The sequence below is a fragment of the Pseudovibrio sp. W74 genome (genome assembly GCF_001623085.1).
GTDB lineage: Bacteria > Pseudomonadota > Alphaproteobacteria > Rhizobiales > Stappiaceae > Pseudovibrio.
The window spans coordinates 229146-245461 of record NZ_LMCJ01000002.1 but is presented as its reverse complement, the minus strand read 5'-3'; the positions used below and the strand labels follow the sequence as shown (position 1 = coordinate 245461).

Sequence of the window (16316 nt, the reverse complement as noted above, 5' to 3'; positions counted from 1 at the left end):
CATGGCACAAGTTACTCTGAAAAATCTCGAGAAGTCTTATGGTCCAACCAAGGTCATTCATGGCATTGATCTGGAGATCAAAGACAAGGAATTTGTTGTTTTCGTTGGCCCGTCCGGCTGCGGAAAATCCACCACGCTGCGGATGATCGCTGGCCTTGAAACGATTTCTGGCGGGGAGTTGGTGATTGGTGATCGTGTGGTCAACGACATGCCACCGCGCCAGCGCAACATCTCCATGGTGTTTCAGGATTATGCGCTCTACCCGCATATGACTGTTGCCAAAAACCTTGGGTTTTCGCTCAAGATTGCAGGCGTATCTCCAAGTGAGATCGAAACGCGTGTGGCAGATGCGGCGGCTATTCTGGGGCTGGAACCCTACCTGAAGCGCAAGCCGGGTCAACTTTCTGGCGGTCAGCGCCAGCGTGTTGCCATGGGCCGTGCGATTGTGCGCCACCCGGATGTGTATCTGTTTGATGAGCCGCTCTCCAACCTGGATGCCAAGCTGCGCACCCAGATGCGCATTGAGATCAAGAAACTGCACCAGCGCGTGGGCAACACCATCATCTACGTCACCCACGATCAGGTGGAAGCCATGACATTGGCGGACCGCATCGTGATCATGCGTGATGGCATCATTGAACAAGTGGGCAGCCCGCGCGAGGTCTTTGAAAAGCCGAACAACACCTTTGTGGCGACCTTCATTGGTTCTCCGCCGATGAACCTGATCGACGCGCATGTCGCCAGCAGCAATGGTAACCCTGTGCTGAAACTGGGCGATGGCAGCGAGCTGAGTGCTCCGGCACGCCTGCGTAACACATTGGAAGCAGGCAAAGCGGTGAAGCTGGGTGTGCGGCCAGAGGATATCTCGCCAGAAGGCAATGCGTTGCCAACAGCGGGCGAAATTGCGCAGTTGCAGCTGCCTGTGTCGCTTTCAGAAGATCTGGGCTCAGAGGCAACTTTGTTTACGGAGCTGGCAGGTTCTCCGGTTCAGTCCATCATGTATAATCCGCGCACAGTGCATGCTGGGGAAACGCTGAGCTTCAACATGGCGCTTGATAAATGCCATGTGTTTGATGGTGAAAGCCTGCGCAATCTGGCCGCTTAAGAACTTTTGGGGCGTTTCCCGAGGACTTGATACCTCCTTGGGAGACGCGCTTGATCGATCAGATTGACGTAAACAAAGAAAAGCCCTGAGCGGATGTGCTCAGGGCTTTTGCTGTTATCGCGTATTCCCGAAAAATGGCTCCGGCTTTCAGGAGTACGTTTGCTTTTTTAGTCTTTTGGAGGCTGGCTTAAGCCATTTCTTCCATTTCAAAACCCGGAACCAGCTCAAGCGGTATGTCCTGATAACAAACCGGACGCAGGAAGCGGCGGATCGCCATGGTGCCGACTGAAGTTGCGCCAAAGTTTGTGGAGGCCGGGTAAGGTCCGCCGTGAACCATGGCATCACACACTTCCACGCCAGTTGGGAACCCATTGGCCAGCACACGGCCTGCCTTGCGCTCCAGCAATGGCATCAGCTTGCGGGCTTCTGCATGATCTGCTGCATCAATGTGGATGGTGCAGGTCAGTTGGCCTTCAATGGCGCGCGCCACATCCTGCATCTGCTCGATGTTTTTCAGCTTAACGATGATACCGAGCGGACCGAACACTTCTTCCTGCAACTCTTTGTTTGCAAGCCAGTTTTCAGCGTCTGTCACAAACATATACGGCTTGGCACCACGGGTTGCGCAGGCGGTGCCCACCAGCTCGTCAACACCCGCTTCGCCAGCGATTTTCTCAGCGCCGGAACGGTAAGCCGCTGCAATGCCATCTGTCAGCATTGGCTGCTCCCCAGCAGCGCCCAAAGCCTCCTGAGCTTTGGCGATAAAGGCATCCGTCTCAGCGCCTTCCACCAACAGAACCACGCCCGGATTGGTGCAGAACTGGCCTGCGCCCATGCACAGGGAGCCAGCCCAGCCCGCCGCAATCGCGTCGCCGCGGTTGGCCAGCGCATTCGGGAAGATGAAGTTTGGATTGATGGAGCCCAGCTCACCGAAGAACGGGATCGGCTCAGGGCGGGAGGCACACAGATCAAACAATGCACGACCACCGCCAAGGGAACCAGTGAAGCCAACGGCTTTGATGAGTGGATGCTGCACCAGCGCCGTACCAACTTCACGACTGCCACCTTGTACCAGTGAGAACACACCTGGATGCATACCGCAGGATTTGATTGCTGCATCAATGGCTTGTGCTACGATCTCAGCAGTACCCGGATGAGCTTCATGCCCCTTCACAACCACCGGACACCCAGCAGCCAGCGCAGAGGCGGTGTCGCCGCCTGCGGTGGAGAACGCCAGCGGGAAGTTGGAGGCGCCGAACACGGCAATCGGACCAACCGGACGCTGGCTCAAACGCAGGTCAGAACGCGGTAGAGGAGCACGGTCTGGCAGTGCCTCGTCGTGGGTGAGATCCAGATACTCGCCTTTCTCAATATGATCGGCGAACAGACGCAACTGGCCAACAGTCCGGCCACGCTCACCGTTGAGGCGCATTTCCGGGAGGCCGGTTTCTGCGCAGCCAACTTCCGTGATTTCTGCACCGCGTGCGTCGATCTCGTCGGCGACCGAGCGCAGGAATTTGGCGCGTTCTGCGCGCGTGGTCCAGCCGAAGGTCATGAAGGCGTCTTCGGCGGCCTTTACGGCGCGATCAACCAGTTCGCTAGTGCCGCATGCATAGCTTTTAGCAGGGCCCGAGAACGGGGATGACTGGAATTTCTGGGCGTTATCGACCCATTCTCCGGCAATGAGATGGCAACCTGTTAGCATCGTTTCCTCGGCACATGAAGTTATCTGGCAGGCGCTGCAGTCTTGTTGTGCAGCCCTCAGCTTAAATTTGACAGTGATATATCACTATCTTCTGTCAGGTTCAAGCCGATAACTTCATATTGTGCAAAGGTCTTTTCTATCGCAACTCCGTAAGGGCCTCATCTTCCACGCGAATTCGCAGGGCAAGAAGAGCGCCGTTAAAGCCTGAGAACAGGAAGGCGATTGGAAACAGGCCGAGGACCATAGGGGCGGTGAAGATCTCCAGAGCCACCAGTAAGTAGTTGGGATGACGCACAAACGCAAACGGTCCCTTCGTCACCAGTGGAGTTTTGGCCACAATAATGCGGGTGGTCCAGCGGCGACCCATGCTCAGCAATATCCAGAGGCGGAACACCTGCAGCACCACAAAGACCAGCAACCACGGCATGGAGACTGGTTTGTCGTAGCCCAGCACAATGAGTGCGATGATCCATGCCACATGCACGCTGACGATCAGTGGATAATGCGAGGCACCAACCTCATAGGCTCCAGCAGCCAGCAAGCGTCTTGTATTGCTGCGGGCAATAACGAGCTCAGACAGGCGCTGAATGACAATGAACGCCAGAAAGATTACGGCAAGCAAGGACGCCTCAGGCATTGATCACCCCCTCTGGTCTTTGGAAGCCGGTGGTCTCCCAGCGCCCACTTGCCTCATTGGCAACAACGGACACTGGCTGGAAAGAAGCTGTAAAGCCAGGGCCAAGCGCGCACAGGACCATGTTGCCTTCTGGGGAGCGCTCCAGAACCCGCTCTAGCACAAACAGGGCGGTGGGGGCGGACATGTTGCCGAATTCCTGCAGGATTTCACGCTCTACATCCAGTGTATTGGCAGGTAGATCCAGCGCACCTTCCAGCGCCTGAACCACTTTCGCGCCGCCCGGATGGCAAACGAAACGATCAACACCATCCATGCCCATGGCAAGTGCATTCAAACTGCGCTCGGTGACATCACGAAAATGCTCGGTTGCGAAATCGGGAATAGACCGGTCAAACACCACGCCAAGGCCATGCTCTTCCACATTCCAACCCATAATGTTGAGTGTGTCTGGCCACATCTCCTGATGACCTGTGCCCAGTACAAACAACTGTTTTGAACTCTCGGGCTTGCTGGTGGAAAGGCAGGCCGCTGCTGCACCGTCGCCAAAAAGAACCGTGGCGATGATATCCGCTTTCGTGAGCCGGTCACTGCGGAAGGAAAGCGTGCATCCCTCCAACGCGACCACGAGCACGTTGCTGCCCGGTTTCGCCTGCGCCAGTTGCTGGGCGATGGAAAGGCCGGAGACGCCGCCCGCACAACCAAGGCCAAACACGGGCACACGCAGGATGTCAGTGCGAAAGCCCATCTGTTTCCAGGCCTGAGCTTCCAGTGTTGGTGTTGCAATGCCGGTTGAGGACACCGTCACCACGCAGTCGATTTCATCTGCGCGCAGACCTGCTTTAATCAGCGCTTTGCGGGCAGCAACAATAAACAGATCCGTTGCACCGCGCAGATAGGTTTCATTTCGGGTTTTCCAGTCTTGCGGCTCTAAAAACCACTCCAACGGGGCGAAGGAATAACGTCTCTTCACGCCAGCGGACAGGAAGGTGCCAGCCATGCGCTCAAACTGCGCGAACTTTGGCCCGAGGATCCGGCGGGCGTAGTCCAACACCAGCGTCTGGGGCAATTCATAGGGCGGCACCGCTGTCGCAAGGCCGGTCAGGTAAACGGGCATCGGCTCTCCAACCCTGCTTTCATTGTTGCCAGATAATGCATCATCAACTTTATAGGCCTTGACCAAGCCGCTGAAAATCCGGCGTTTTTTGGGGTTGTTTTGGTGGGGTGAGATTGAGTGCTATGGAATGTCAGAGTGAAGCGGTTTGGGCCTCCCGTTCATTTGCGGTTTTCATACGATAAATCGTGAAAGCAAGCAGGGTGGCGTTGGTGATATCGTTCAGAGATCCGCCCCAGGAGCCCACGATCAGGGCGTTGACCATCCATGTAAGAGCGCAAATGAGCATGGCGAAGCGCATCTGGATTCCACTCAGGCAAAACAGCGCAAAGCCGCTCATGAGAGAGGCGGACCATGGTAATAGGTCGATGAGCCCTTCATACACCATCACACTCATTATGGTTTGGATGACGGCAAAGAGGCTAAACCATGTGTAGCCCTTAAAACGCAGAGAAACGAAGGATCGCACACCATTGATGCCAAGGTTTGCCCCTGCAACATAAGCGCCCATCAGCACATAATGGATACAGAACAGGGAGCAGCTGACAAAAAGCAGGCTGCGAAACAGCTGATCATGTCTGGTGGAAAAGCCAACTATGTTGACAGCATAGGCCGCCAGCCCAAAACCCTGTATGACGAGTGGATCCATCTTCCGTTTTCTTTCTTATTGGAAGAGGAGTGTAGGCGTGATTGGCGCTCAGATCGTCTGTAATTGCGCGGGTCAGAGATACTACGGGCTGGATAAGTCCAATCTCAGAGCGTCAGAGCAAAGCGGTGCAACGTCAATGGGTTGCCGTTAAGTTGCACGGTTTTGGTGCCTGTTTTGTCCCAGCGGAAGCCACAGGCCAATAGTACGTTGGAGGAGGCTGGGTTGTTGTCTGCTGCAAAGGCCTCCAGATGCTTCATCGCGCCATCAGCTCGCATTTGCTCCACAACGGCAAGAACAGCGGCTTTGGCATAGCCTTTGCCCAGATGATTTTCGCCAACTCTGTAGCCCAGCTCAACAGTGTCCAGAGGCTCTTTGTCCAACTTGCGCAGGTTGATGCGGCCCACCAGCTCGCCATTGCCAGAGCGGACCAGATAAAACCGGTCAGGATCAGCCATCAGGTCTTTGATAACCTGTCGGAGCGATATCTCCTCAAAGTGCTCGGGCCCGCGGGCGGGTACCCACTTTTCAAAGAAAGTGCTGTTGCTGCTTTCAAACTCCAGGACTTCGAGCGCATCGGCCTCACTGATTTCGTGAAGGGAAACGGACGGTATGGCAAGTTGTGTGGGTGTATTCATAAAACATGCACTTTTGAAAATGACCCCTGAACATTAACGGGTAATCTCAAAAGAGAAAACCCCTCACGCGGGCAGGCGCAAGGGGTTCTCATTTGTAAGCTTCAGCAGAGTCTACAGATCTTCGCGAGAAAGTGCGTGGTCCGGAATGCTGGCGCAATCCATTTTCACCATGCCCTGACCATCCAGATACACCCAGTTGCGGTTGACGCTGGTTGCCAGATACTTCTCATCATCTGCATGCACCAGTTCATCCTGCTTGAACTTTGGCAGGATCCAGAGTTTCATCAGCACCCAGTAGAGCGCAAAAGCGGAGAAGAAGCCAACGAAGTAGGAGAGGTCGATCACGTAGATCGCCAGCGCACCGCCCACAGCCCATGCAATCAGACCTGCCGGGTTGCAGCCTGCAATGTACTTGAACTGACCGTCTTCTTCATAAAGCTCAGGTACATTGAGGCGGCGTTTGCGGATCACAAAGTAATCGCAGATCATGATGCCACCCAGCGCTGCCAGCATGGCGCCGTAAAGGCCAAGGTATGTGAAGAGGTGATCAAGGATCAGCCAAGGCATCGCCAGCGTACCCACAATGGCCGCCAGAACCAGACCCATGGCGTAAGTGATCCATGGAGCGCCTGCATTCACGAAGGTCAGTGCTGCCGGGATGAGGTTGGCGCTTGTGTTGGTGGACCATTGGGCCAGCACCACCATGACCAGCAGAACCACCAGCGTGATGCCAGTGCCCTGACCTTGAATAACGGTGATCGGGTTCCAGTCACCAGCTGCGATGAAGGACACTGCACCGATCAGTGCGATCCAGCTTTGTACGACTGGCAGGGCAACGAACTGCGCCAGAAACACATTCTTGTTGCGCTTGAAGAAACTCTTGGTGCCCGCTTCAACATGCAGGAAGCGGGTGATGTTTGGAATGTCCACCGCCAGTGAGGACCAAAAGGCCATGTTGGCAACGAAGAGGGCAACGATGGAGATTTCTGCATCGCCAGCAAAGGACCAGATGTCTTTTCCGCTTGCTGTGGCAAGGTTATCGAGCGTGAAGTACATCCAAACAGAGATTGCCATGATGGCTGGAGCGGCGATTTTCGCAAGACGCTCAACAGCGCGAATGCCCATGGCGGTGTTGGCCACCTGCAGCACGGCAAACCCGATGTACCAGACCACCCAGTTATCGAACCCGGTGAGGTAAGAGAAGATACCGTTTAGCGCCAGCGCTCCGAGGTAGGTTTGAATACCGAACCAGATGGCCGCGACTACACCACGTGTGATGGAGGGAATGTGCGTGCCCACAGTGCCAAACGGGGCGCGGAGGTAAACTGCAAAGGAAATGCCGTGCTCGGTGCCGATGTCGGCGGTCATCGCCATGACGATGCCAAGCAGCAGGTTGGCAAAGAAGATTGTTGCAATAACGATTGGGAGAGGGAGACCTGCTACACCGCCAGCACCCAGCTGGAAGGTTGCGATGATCACCGCCATCGAGATCCAAAGTCCAATGTAACCACGGTTGGAGATGGCACGTTGATTAAGCCAGACGGGAAGGATGGCTGGCTCCATGAGGCGGGATTGGCCGCGTGAAGTCTCATCCATAACTTGGGTTTGTGCCATGTTCTAGATCCTGATGTATATTAACTTTTTTGAGACAGTAAATCTTAGCAGGGCGCAAGTATGCGCGTGCAAAAGCAGCGCTCACAGCAAGAAGTAGAAATAACACTACCGTTTGCCGGTAGTTGCACTACATGCACTGCGAGGCTGAATACAGCCTGATGAGATTGTTCTGCTAAAGTCGGCTAACTAACCTGAAAATATGTATTGCGCAAGTAGGTCAGAGCAAATTTTACTAGATTTTCGCAAAAGTATTAGCGTGAAAATATTTATCAGGTGCGAATAAAACTTCAAAACTAAGTTTTTTGATCAACTGGTAAAAGTATTGATTGATGTAATTCTTGTGGGACGTGCCCCTAAACCTCAACAGGAATAGAGACACGCTGTCAGATGGATAACTTACTTTGGTTTTACGCAACTGGCCTGATACGGACCATCCAGTTTAGTTTGAAAAGAGTAGGCATGGCAGGTTTTAACATACTCATTATTTTTGTAGACTTGGACCGTGACGTGCTCAAACGTACTGTCGAATGGCAAGTTGCCGCCTTTGTGCCAGCCCTTGGTGATCTCCAGGTCTGTGTTGCCGATGGAGTTGTAGCCGTTCGTGATAGACTCTTGAACGGAATTGGAAAGCGTTTCTGCGATCGTGGTTTTATCGCTGTCGGAGGATTTAGAAGCCAGTTGCTCCGCCGTCGCTAGTTTGTCTCCAATGTAGACCGCCGCTTGCGCGCCAGAAACTACCATTGTTGAGGCGAGAAACGCGCTCAGAATCATTCGTGAAAGCTTCATTTGGTTCTCCTGTTCTTATTGGCCCAACCTTGGGCATTCAGGAGACGCAGACAGAAAGGTTTTGTGAAGCGGACGAGATGGCAGGCTAAATCTTAACTCTCCGCTGAAGGGCAGGCTCCACAAGAACCGTCAATCATGGACTTTTGCTTCAGCACGTCGAAAATCTTTTCAAAATCTTCCTGCTCAAGACCGGATTGCTCTTCAATGACCTTTGAAATGTGTTTGATGGTCTGAGTGCGGAGCGCCTGACCTTTGCTCGTCAGTGCGACCTCGATTGCGCGGCGATCTTCTGCGGAACGTTGACGCTGCAGCAAACCGAGTTTCTCGAACTTATCAACCAGCACAGTCACGTTGGAGGGCAGGCAGAACAACAGGTCTGCGAGCTTGCCCATGCGCACCGGTTCGCCCAGATGCAGCAGCATATTGGTTTCTGTCGGTGTGAGCTTATCAGCGTATTCCGAGTAGGATTTATGGATGCGTCCCAAAATTTCCTGAAACTGGAAAAGCACAAGCATGCTTGCCGGTAAGTCTTTCATTTCATTCACGTCCTCAAATCTGCAGGTGGCGTCATATCAGGTTTGCTTTAAAAAAGTAATATTTATAATATTGAACTATTAAATCATTGTAGTATATAAAGCGCAACAGAACGGAGTAAAGACATGTCCAAGTCAGTTGTGATTTATGGCGGTGGAATCGCCGGAGCGACCCTTGCAACCCAGCTTTCAAAGCATGCCAATGTGAAGCTCGTCAGCTCGCTTGATTATTTTGAGGTGCCAATGGCCATGCCCCGTGTGGCGGTGCAGCCAGACTATGCGCATCAGGCGGTTATGCCATTTCATTCGTTTTTGAAGGGCGTGGACTTCATTCACGGCAAGCTGGAGCGGTTTACTGGTGAAGTCGGGCACGTCATCGGTGTTGATGGTGCTGAGCATACGTTGGAGGCTGATATCTCCATTCTGGCAACTGGTAGCCGGTTTCCCTCAGAGCTGATCCGCCCGACCTCTGGCTCAACGAAGGAGCGACACGCTGCGTTCAAGTCGACCCATAGTGCGATTGAAGCTGCGCAGAAAATCTTGCTTGTTGGCGGTGGCCCTGTTGGCGTTGAGATGGCGGGTGAGATTATCGAGCGGTTCCCGCAAAAATCGGTTGTTCTGGTGGAATCCAGCGGTGAAGTCCTCAAAGGCACCTCCCGCAAGACGGCAAACCATGCCGTGAAAGTGCTGCAGCAGCGCGGGGTGACGTTCATGCTGGGCGAACGCGTGCTTTCACCTGCGCCATCTAGCTCACAGAAGGCTGAGGCCGGGCAAGCCAAGCTCTCTAGCGGCGAGGTGGTAGATTACGACCTGATCATCTGGTGTGTAGGCGGCAAGCCGAATACGGATTACATGCAGCAAGATCTTGCTCATCTGCTTGACACGCGTGGCTATATTGCGGTTGAAGACACGTTCCAGATGAAGGGCCAGAGCAGCGTCTTTGTGCTGGGTGACATCGCTGGGATTGATGAAGTGAAGAAGGCACTGTATGTGCGCGGTCATGTGAAAACTGTGACCCATAACGTGTTGCAAATTCTGAAGAACCCGCAGGCCAAGCTGAAGAGCTACAAGCCGAAAACCAACGATAACATGATGGTCGTCACCCTTGGCAGTCAAACCGGTGTTTCTGATGTGCCGCCAATTGGTACAGTGAAAGCCAGCTGGTTCACACGCATGGCAAAGGCAAAAACCATGCTGGTGCCCATGTACCGCAAAGCGCTCGGTGCTGCTGCCAAGGCGTAGACGCTCAGCTTGTGGTGTGCTGCTTGAGCAGAGCTGCTTCCTGATCAGCTGTCAAACCGCATTTGAGAGCTGTATCGCGCCGGGTACGGTCCCAGGCCAGCAACGGGCCGAGTGTTTCGTTCAGTGGGCGACAGGTTAAACCGGCTGCCTCTGCACGGGTGGTGTCCACGTTCATGAAGTGCGCGAAGTCTGGAAGGGAGGGCATCATGACGGGCAGATCGGTCCACGGCTGAATGCCTGCATCAATAACATGCTCTTCCTCCACCCAGTGCAGGCGAGCAGAGGAGTTCGCTTCTGATATGATGGCCTGCAGGACATAACTAAGTTGAAGCGGAGGGCTGGTGACATTCCAAATGCCTCCGCGTTTGGTCTGCGCACAGGCCAGCGCGAAATCAGCCACATCCCGCACATCAATCATCTGCACCTGTCTTGAAGCCGGAGCCGGAGCTGGGATCGCAGGGGCTTGCCGTGTGGCCTGGTCAATGCGGCGGACCCACCAGGTCAGCCGATCTGTATAGTCGCCAGCGCCAACCAGCAGACCCACGCGCAAGGAGGTTGCCCGCTCACCAAGTACTTCTTCTGCAGCAAGCTCACATGCCCGTTTGAGGGCACCATAAGACGCCCCGTAAGAAGCCGCTGAACTACGCTTTGCAGGTGAAAGGCCTTGAGCAACAGCCAGATCACCCTCAGTCGCAGCGGGCACAGGGTCTTGTTCATTCAAACGCGGTTTTGCAAATGTGCCGTAGGCTGAAATTGAGGAGATGAACACATAGCGCTGCAGTTGGTCTCCAAGCGGACCAAGCAAGCTGCGCACGGCATCAGGTGAGAAGGCGCAGGTGTCAAAGACCCAGTCAAACGTATGTTGTTTCAAAGCGCTAAGCTCACCGTACCGATCAGCTGTGATTGCTTCAACGCCCTTCGGTAAAGATCGTTTGGTACTACCGCGCACCAGCACAGCAACCTGATGGCCTGCACTGACAAGCGCATCCGTTATCGCGCCACCCAAAAAACCGGTGCCTCCAACGACCAAAACCCGCATGACTGCCTCCCTCTGTTTGCAAAGTACCCTAGACGTCCTGATGTGGTTGTCCAGCCACGGTGCTCGGATTGACGAGGATAGTCACATTGACGTAGCGGCTTCCCTCTGCTATTTCCCCAGCCCTCAGCTGCAGCAATTGGTGCGCAGCACAGTTTGGAGCGAACCATGTCTTTCCGCGTTTCGCCCTTCAAAGGGCACTGATCCTACTCAGAGCCAGCGTTAGCGGCCTTTAGGATCTTCTTTCGAGCCATTGCTCGGAAATACTTTCAAGAACTATAGGCCATTCTTATGGGCAATTTACGCTTGGATTGCGCGACCCGCGCTGCCTGTGCGCCTGCGCCAATCCATAAATTCTATGGGACTTCCGCCTGGATCCTTGGGGATGCAGAAGTCCAACTTAACAAACTCGCTGAGCTTGAAGCCGTCAAACAGATCGCCGCGTTTCCTGACCTTCACCCCGGTCCGGTCGGTGTCGCTATCCTGTCTGACCGCGTGCATCCGCACATGATCGGCAACGACATCGGCTGCGGCATGACCGTGTTTCGCACTTCTCTCAGTGCTCACAAACTAAAACCGCAGAAACTGGCGGACCGTTTGCGTATGCTTCAGGATTATTCTGATCTGAAAGAAGGACAGGCGCATTTACGTTCTGCTGGTTTACCAGAGGATCTGGCTCCCAATGCCATCGGCACAATCGGCGGGGGCAATCATTTCTGCGAGGTGCAGGTTCTGGCTGAGACGCCGGATCCGGACCTTGCCTCGAGAGCTGGTATTTCAAAAGGCGACGTTCTGCTCTTCGTGCATTCCGGCTCCCGCTCCTTGGGAGCCAGCATCTTTGAAGAATATGCAGCACTCGGCCCGGAAGGGATGCCAGCTGGGGACGAGCGCACTCACGCTTATCTCATGTGGCATGACCTTGCTGTGCGATGGGCAAGCCTGAACCGCAAAGTGATCGCAGAGCGGGCAGCAGCTGCTCTGCGCTGCGATGTGGAGCTGGTGGTGGACAGCAGCCATAACCTCATTGAGCGCTATGGCGATGCGTTCCTTCACCGCAAAGGCGCGGCCAAAGCGGATGTAGATCTGGTGCCGCTAGCAGGCTCTCGCGATGCAAAGAGCTTTTTGCTGAAACCAACCGGCAACAATCCAGAGGCACTGTCCTCACTGGCACATGGAGCAGGGCGCAAATATGACCGCGCGTCCATGCATGGGCGTATCGCAAAGCAGAAATCTGTTCGCAATGCTTTGGTGCGCACGTCTTATGGCGGGCGCGTTGTCTGTGAGGATAAACAGCTCCTCGTGGAAGAAGCTCCGCAGGCCTACAAAAACTCTGAGGATGTGCTCAATCAGTTGGTTGAGGCAGAGCTTGCTACGTGTGTTGGTGTCATGACACCTGTCGTCACGTTTAAGACGGCGCGTGGTGCGGATGAGCGGAGGGGCAAACGATGACAAAGAATGCATCTTTGCGCTTGCTGGTAACATCCGGTGACGGACCTGCAGAATGCAGGCTCGCCATTCGGCACACACTTGGTGCCATGGAAAAAGCGGCGAAAAAGCTTGGGCTTTCCATGGTGTGTGATCCTGAGATCTCCGGTATGTCTTCAGACGCGGCATCTGTTGAAGTTACGCTCTCAGGCAGTGGCATCGAGGCCTTCGCCAAGTCATGGCATGGCACAATCAAGTGGACATGCCAGAGCCCGTTTCGCCCCAACCACAAACGGCAGAACTGGTTCATCGGTGTGTTTGAGTTGCCGCCCCTCTCAGAGGAACGCGGTGAGCTGAAACCAGATGAGCTTCGGTTTGAGACGTTGCGCGTTGGTGGGCCGGGTGGCCAACATCAAAACAAGACCGAAAGCGCGGTGCGTGCGACCCACGTGCCGACTGGTCTCACTGTCGTGGCTCGGGATGAACGCTCACAACACCGCAACAAGCAACTCGCTGTGCAGCGCTTGCAGGAAAAACTTGCGGGTCTTTCTGTGACAGAGGAGGACCGCCTGCGGAGATCACAGCGACAACTCCATCACGAACTGGAACGCGGAAATCCTGTGCGTTGCTTTAAAGGGGCACGCTTTAAGGAAATCTGATTTGAACAACCACGGAGTGCCTCTTTAAACTGGCACTTCGTGGCTCAGATTCGCCTTGGGGGAAATCCGATAATGACTGATATTGTGAATGGGCTGCTGCTGCAGAGCAAATGTGTTCTCATGGGTTTCCGGTCGCCAGCACGGCGGAATTCTCCGAATGTCTGGAGTTTCCCCGGCGGTCATGTTGAAGCCGGGGAGAAACTGGAGGCGGCTCTTTTACGTGAACTGAAAGAGGAAACTGGCATTCAGGCAGAAGCCTTTGCAAAAATCACCGAATTCAGAACACAAGCTGACGATCCGCAGGACGCAATTGTCTTTCACCTGTTCACTGTAGCCCAATGGCAGGGTGAAGCTGAGAACCTTGGTGATGAGCATACCGAACTGCGGTGGGTGGGTTTTGAGGAAGCTGTCAGCCTGCCTGACCTTGCATTTCCTGAGTATCGGGAAGTCTTTGACGTGCTGAGAGAAAGAGGAGAGCTGTGAGGACAGCCCAGTGAAGTCAGTTCTGGGTATCCTGCTGTGCGTTTGTCTCGGTGATTTTGCGGCCCCACTGGATGTTGGACCAAACCATCTCATGCAGGAAGTAGAAGATGAAGCCGAGGATGGAGCTGACGATAGCAATGCCGCCGCCGAGCGTGACAGAGCCCGTAAAAACAAATCCGATCAACGTCATAGAGAAAAGCCCCATGACTTGCCAGGTAACTGATTTTGTAAAAATGCGTGATGCAGTGTCCATATAAGATGTCCAGGTAAGAATGTAATTCCTACTCTTGTTGCTACCGGAGAAAATGCAGATTGGACATTTGGTAAATTAGCTGCAATAAATTCATTTTGTTGATTATAATCTGCAATGGTGATTTTGATGGACAAGCGTGACAGAGCGACTTTGTTTCGAAACAGGTTGTTTGAAGCGATGGCAGAGGCCGATGTGACGCGCAGCCAATTGGCTCGCAATGCAGGTGTTGATCGCTCTACCGTTGGTCAGTTGCTGAACAATGAAAACCCGCGGTTGCCCAACAGCCAGTTGCTGGCCGATCTGGCAGCCTCGCTCAGGGTGAGTGCGGATTGGTTGCTAGGGCTCACCAACAGGCCAGAGCGCCCGGGTGATATCATTGCAGCTGCAATGGCCTTGAGCCCGGCGGAGCGATCCTCTGTTGATGAGCAAATCCTCAACTGGCACAAGGAAGCAACCGGACTGAAAGTGCGCCATGTGCCAGCCACACTGCCTGACATTTTAAAAACAGACCGTATGCTGGCATGGGAGTATGCCTCGTTTCGCGGGTTGGACCCTGAAGAGGTGGTTGGGTCTATCAGCGGACAGCTGGACTGGCTGCGCTCGCGCCAGTCTGATTATGAAATTGCCATCCCGCTTCATGAGATACAAGCCTGCGCGCAAGGCATTGGCTATTATGCGCATCTGAATAAAGAAACGCGGGTTGAGCAGTTGAAATTTGTGGCAGATACCTGCCGCCAAATGTTCCCCCGCTTGCGCCTGTTTCTCTTTGATGCGCACAAAGTCTTCAGCGCGCCGATCACCATCTTCGGGCCGAATCTGGCGGTGGTTTATGTGGGGCAGTGCTATCTGGCATTTCGTGAAGCGGAAAGGGTCAGCTCGCTCACGGATCATTTCGACTGGCTTGTCCGCGAGGCCTCCGTGGATGCCAGAGACGTCGCAGATTATGTGGAGACTCTGATCGCGTAGATCTGCGACTCAAGTCACTTCGGTTCTCTCAATTTCGGTCTCCCATGCAGGCTCGGGCAGGTTGTGCTCTTTCAGGCAAGAAAAGATCTTGACTGTGAACAGCAGGCCGAGCCCCAGCTCGAATGTGCTCAGAGAGATCCAGATGAGTTGAAGCGCACCCTCCTCAATGCTCCAGTTGTAAGCAATCAGATAGGAGGCCGGGACGCTGCCAAACCACATGGTGAGGATGCGGGTTTTGAAAACATATGTGTTTTGGTGAAAGCTCTGCAACATGCCGCTGGCGATGAAAGAAACAGCAAAAGCCACCGCATAATACCAGATGTGTGAGGTGACGGAGACTGACAGCTCGAAAATGTCCTGCCCATAATTGCCAAGCGAGAACAGAGAGGTGATCTCCCGATCAAAGCTCTGCAACAGCACTGTCACGACTGCCACGTAGGAAAATGCCACGAACAGGGAGGCACTGGCAATTTTGGGAATTCGCTCAAACTGATTGCGGCCAATGGCTTGTGAGGACAGGATCGTCGCGCCATTGGCAATGCCGATCACCGGAATGATGCCGACATAATTGAGAATGACGTTGAAGTTGTTGGCCGCCAGTGCGGTGGCCCCCACCATGGACACAGCCCAGATAATGGCGGTGTTGCCAATCTCATCTGTACTGTCATGTGCGCCCAAAGGGACACCGCGTTTGAAGAGCGCAATCACCTCAAAAGCCCGGCGTGATTTACTGATCAACGCCTTCGCCTCATTCAACGCTGCAACCCGCAAAGCGCGAGGTGTTTGAGTGAGATAGACAACCAACACAGCGAGGGACCCAAGCACCGTGCCGATGGCGGAACCCGCCATGCCAAGCTCGGGAAATCCATAGAGCCCGAACACCAGAACATAGGTCATGGGCATGGACACCAACTGGCCTGCAATACTGGCCTTAAAAATGAGGCGTGTGTTTCCAACAGCGCCAAAATAGCAACTCGCTGCGCCGTCAAGGATCATGATGGACCCAAACAGCATGGCCCAACTGAGATAAATATTCTCCAGTGCAATGATTTCACCCGGTCGGGAGCTGAACTGCGACAGGTTCATCAATAAAGGCAGTGTGAGGATGAGGCCCAATACGCACAGGATTGCGACGGCGAACAGTCTGCCACCCATCTTGTGTGCCGCTTCTATTCCGCTGCGGGCATAAGCTTCTGCAATGACTGATCGGCCAATCTGGGTGACGCCGGAGAAGAAGGAGATTGCAGACATGCCCATGAAGACCGCCGGGCCAGAGGCCGTGAGGGTCTGTTCGGAATAGGCGGCGAGACACAGTCGGTCTACGATCATCATCAGAGTTCTGCCGGACATGGCCAGCATCAAAGGACCTGAAATGCGCAGAACCCGCGTCAGTTCATGATGGAACAGCGGAAATCTAAGCAACTAAGAAATGTACCTTACGGAAATAAAACTAAAAATCGTAGCCAGTATATATAGC

General features: G+C 54.1%; 17 protein-coding genes. 6 read left to right on the top strand and 11 right to left on the bottom strand.

All coding sequences use genetic code 11. The annotated features are described in order from the left end of the window. Nucleotide 1 precedes the first annotated feature (1 nt). A complete protein-coding gene (gene ugpC / locus PsW74_RS01885; protein ID WP_063287696.1) occupies nt 2-1105 on the top strand; it encodes a sn-glycerol-3-phosphate ABC transporter ATP-binding protein UgpC in 1104 nt (367 codons plus the stop codon). Nucleotides 1106-1292: 187 nt separating this feature from the next. Here ugpC and PsW74_RS01880 read toward each other — a convergent pair whose 3' ends face one another. The 8 genes from PsW74_RS01880 to PsW74_RS01845 all read right to left on the bottom strand — a co-directional run bounded on the left by PsW74_RS01880 (nt 1293) and on the right by PsW74_RS01845 (nt 8778). Continuing rightward, nucleotides 1293-2810 (bottom strand): aldehyde dehydrogenase (NADP(+)), encoded by a 1518-nt coding sequence (locus PsW74_RS01880; protein WP_063287697.1) that lies wholly within the window; start codon nt 2808-2810, stop codon nt 1293-1295. 136 nt (nt 2811-2946) lie between these two features. Further along, complete coding sequence (locus tag PsW74_RS01875) at nt 2947-3447, bottom strand: isoprenylcysteine carboxylmethyltransferase family protein (RefSeq protein ID WP_063287698.1); 501 nt, start codon at nt 3445-3447, stop codon at nt 2947-2949. After that, the gene (locus PsW74_RS01870; RefSeq protein WP_082830451.1) at nt 3440-4561 is read right to left on the bottom strand and encodes a type III polyketide synthase; all 1122 of its coding nucleotides are present in this window, start codon (nt 4559-4561) and stop codon (nt 3440-3442) included. Before PsW74_RS01870 ends, PsW74_RS01875 begins: the two co-directional genes overlap by 8 nt. 130 nt (nt 4562-4691) lie before the next feature. Then, entirely contained in the window at nt 4692-5207 is a 516-nt protein-coding gene (locus PsW74_RS01865) for a YgjV family protein (protein ID WP_063287700.1), read from the bottom strand. Nucleotides 5208-5311: 104 nt separating this feature from the next. Then, a complete protein-coding gene (locus PsW74_RS01860) occupies nt 5312-5842 on the bottom strand; it encodes a GNAT family protein (protein ID WP_063287701.1) in 531 nt (176 codons plus the stop codon). A gap of 111 nt (nt 5843-5953) precedes the next feature. Then, nucleotides 5954-7456, bottom strand: a complete 1503-nt coding sequence (locus tag PsW74_RS01855) for an NCS1 family transporter (protein ID WP_082596461.1) — start codon at nt 7454-7456, stop codon at nt 5954-5956. A gap of 396 nt (nt 7457-7852) precedes the next feature. Then, nucleotides 7853-8242 (bottom strand): hypothetical protein, encoded by a 390-nt coding sequence (locus tag PsW74_RS01850; RefSeq protein ID WP_153039884.1) that lies wholly within the window; start codon nt 8240-8242, stop codon nt 7853-7855. A 92-nt stretch (nt 8243-8334) separates the two neighbouring features. Continuing rightward, a complete protein-coding gene (locus PsW74_RS01845) occupies nt 8335-8778 on the bottom strand; it encodes a MarR family winged helix-turn-helix transcriptional regulator (protein WP_063287703.1) in 444 nt (147 codons plus the stop codon). 123 nt (nt 8779-8901) lie between these two features. Between PsW74_RS01845 and PsW74_RS01840 the strand changes: the two genes are divergently transcribed. After that, nucleotides 8902-10017, top strand: coding sequence for an FAD-dependent oxidoreductase (locus tag PsW74_RS01840; protein ID WP_063287704.1), 1116 nt, complete (start codon nt 8902-8904; stop codon nt 10015-10017). Nucleotides 10018-10021: 4 nt separating this feature from the next. On the opposite strand, the gene PsW74_RS01835 is transcribed toward PsW74_RS01840, so the two are convergent. After that, nucleotides 10022-11056 (bottom strand): NAD-dependent epimerase/dehydratase family protein, encoded by a 1035-nt coding sequence (locus tag PsW74_RS01835; RefSeq protein ID WP_063287705.1) that lies wholly within the window; start codon nt 11054-11056, stop codon nt 10022-10024. Nucleotides 11057-11344: 288 nt separating this feature from the next. On the opposite strand from PsW74_RS01835, the gene PsW74_RS01830 reads away from it, so the two are divergent. The 3 genes from PsW74_RS01830 to PsW74_RS01820 all read left to right on the top strand — a co-directional run bounded on the left by PsW74_RS01830 (nt 11345) and on the right by PsW74_RS01820 (nt 13620). After that, complete coding sequence (locus tag PsW74_RS01830; RefSeq protein ID WP_193775928.1) at nt 11345-12502, top strand: RNA ligase RtcB family protein; 1158 nt, start codon at nt 11345-11347, stop codon at nt 12500-12502. Beyond that, nucleotides 12499-13137, top strand: coding sequence for a peptide chain release factor H (gene prfH / locus PsW74_RS01825; RefSeq protein ID WP_063287706.1), 639 nt, complete (start codon nt 12499-12501; stop codon nt 13135-13137). The genes PsW74_RS01830 and prfH overlap by 4 nt, the downstream gene beginning before the upstream one ends. Nucleotides 13138-13209: 72 nt before the next feature. After that, nucleotides 13210-13620 (top strand): NUDIX domain-containing protein, encoded by a 411-nt coding sequence (locus PsW74_RS01820; protein WP_063287707.1) that lies wholly within the window; start codon nt 13210-13212, stop codon nt 13618-13620. 16 nt (nt 13621-13636) lie between these two features. Here PsW74_RS01820 and PsW74_RS01815 read toward each other — a convergent pair whose 3' ends face one another. Then, nucleotides 13637-13873, bottom strand: coding sequence for a DUF2061 domain-containing protein (locus PsW74_RS01815; RefSeq protein ID WP_063287708.1), 237 nt, complete (start codon nt 13871-13873; stop codon nt 13637-13639). Nucleotides 13874-13999: 126 nt separating this feature from the next. On the opposite strand from PsW74_RS01815, the gene PsW74_RS01810 reads away from it, so the two are divergent. After that, nucleotides 14000-14839 (top strand): helix-turn-helix transcriptional regulator, encoded by an 840-nt coding sequence (locus PsW74_RS01810; RefSeq protein WP_063287741.1) that lies wholly within the window; start codon nt 14000-14002, stop codon nt 14837-14839. Nucleotides 14840-14848: 9 nt separating this feature from the next. On the opposite strand, the gene PsW74_RS01805 is transcribed toward PsW74_RS01810, so the two are convergent. After that, on the bottom strand, nt 14849-16261 hold the full coding sequence (locus tag PsW74_RS01805; RefSeq protein WP_063287709.1) for an MATE family efflux transporter: 1413 nt from the start codon (nt 16259-16261) through the stop codon (nt 14849-14851). Nucleotides 16262-16316 lie beyond the last annotated feature (55 nt).

What these genes read in the sequence shown, in the direction of transcription:
- PsW74_RS01870 (WP_082830451.1), bottom strand. Translation starts at nt 4,561, where the DNA reads ATGCCCGTTTACCTGACCGGCCTTGCGACAGCGGTGCCGCCCTATGAA.
- PsW74_RS01865 (WP_063287700.1), bottom strand. Translation starts at nt 5,207, where the DNA reads ATGGATCCACTCGTCATACAGGGTTTTGGGCTGGCGGCCTATGCTGTC.
- PsW74_RS01835 (WP_063287705.1), bottom strand. Translation starts at nt 11,056, where the DNA reads ATGCGGGTTTTGGTCGTTGGAGGCACCGGTTTTTTGGGTGGCGCGATA.
- prfH (WP_063287706.1), top strand. Translation starts at nt 12,499, where the DNA reads ATGACAAAGAATGCATCTTTGCGCTTGCTGGTAACATCCGGTGACGGA.
- PsW74_RS01875 (WP_063287698.1), bottom strand. Translation starts at nt 3,447, where the DNA reads ATGCCTGAGGCGTCCTTGCTTGCCGTAATCTTTCTGGCGTTCATTGTC.
- ugpC (WP_063287696.1), top strand. Translation starts at nt 2, where the DNA reads ATGGCACAAGTTACTCTGAAAAATCTCGAGAAGTCTTATGGTCCAACC.
- PsW74_RS01850 (WP_153039884.1), bottom strand. Translation starts at nt 8,242, where the DNA reads ATGAAGCTTTCACGAATGATTCTGAGCGCGTTTCTCGCCTCAACAATG.
- PsW74_RS01855 (WP_082596461.1), bottom strand. Translation starts at nt 7,456, where the DNA reads ATGGCACAAACCCAAGTTATGGATGAGACTTCACGCGGCCAATCCCGC.
- PsW74_RS01860 (WP_063287701.1), bottom strand. Translation starts at nt 5,842, where the DNA reads ATGAATACACCCACACAACTTGCCATACCGTCCGTTTCCCTTCACGAA.
- PsW74_RS01815 (WP_063287708.1), bottom strand. Translation starts at nt 13,873, where the DNA reads ATGGACACTGCATCACGCATTTTTACAAAATCAGTTACCTGGCAAGTC.
- PsW74_RS01820 (WP_063287707.1), top strand. Translation starts at nt 13,210, where the DNA reads ATGACTGATATTGTGAATGGGCTGCTGCTGCAGAGCAAATGTGTTCTC.
- PsW74_RS01840 (WP_063287704.1), top strand. Translation starts at nt 8,902, where the DNA reads ATGTCCAAGTCAGTTGTGATTTATGGCGGTGGAATCGCCGGAGCGACC.
- PsW74_RS01830 (WP_193775928.1), top strand. Translation starts at nt 11,345, where the DNA reads ATGGGCAATTTACGCTTGGATTGCGCGACCCGCGCTGCCTGTGCGCCT.
- PsW74_RS01810 (WP_063287741.1), top strand. Translation starts at nt 14,000, where the DNA reads ATGGACAAGCGTGACAGAGCGACTTTGTTTCGAAACAGGTTGTTTGAA.
- PsW74_RS01845 (WP_063287703.1), bottom strand. Translation starts at nt 8,778, where the DNA reads ATGAAAGACTTACCGGCAAGCATGCTTGTGCTTTTCCAGTTTCAGGAA.
- PsW74_RS01880 (WP_063287697.1), bottom strand. Translation starts at nt 2,810, where the DNA reads ATGCTAACAGGTTGCCATCTCATTGCCGGAGAATGGGTCGATAACGCC.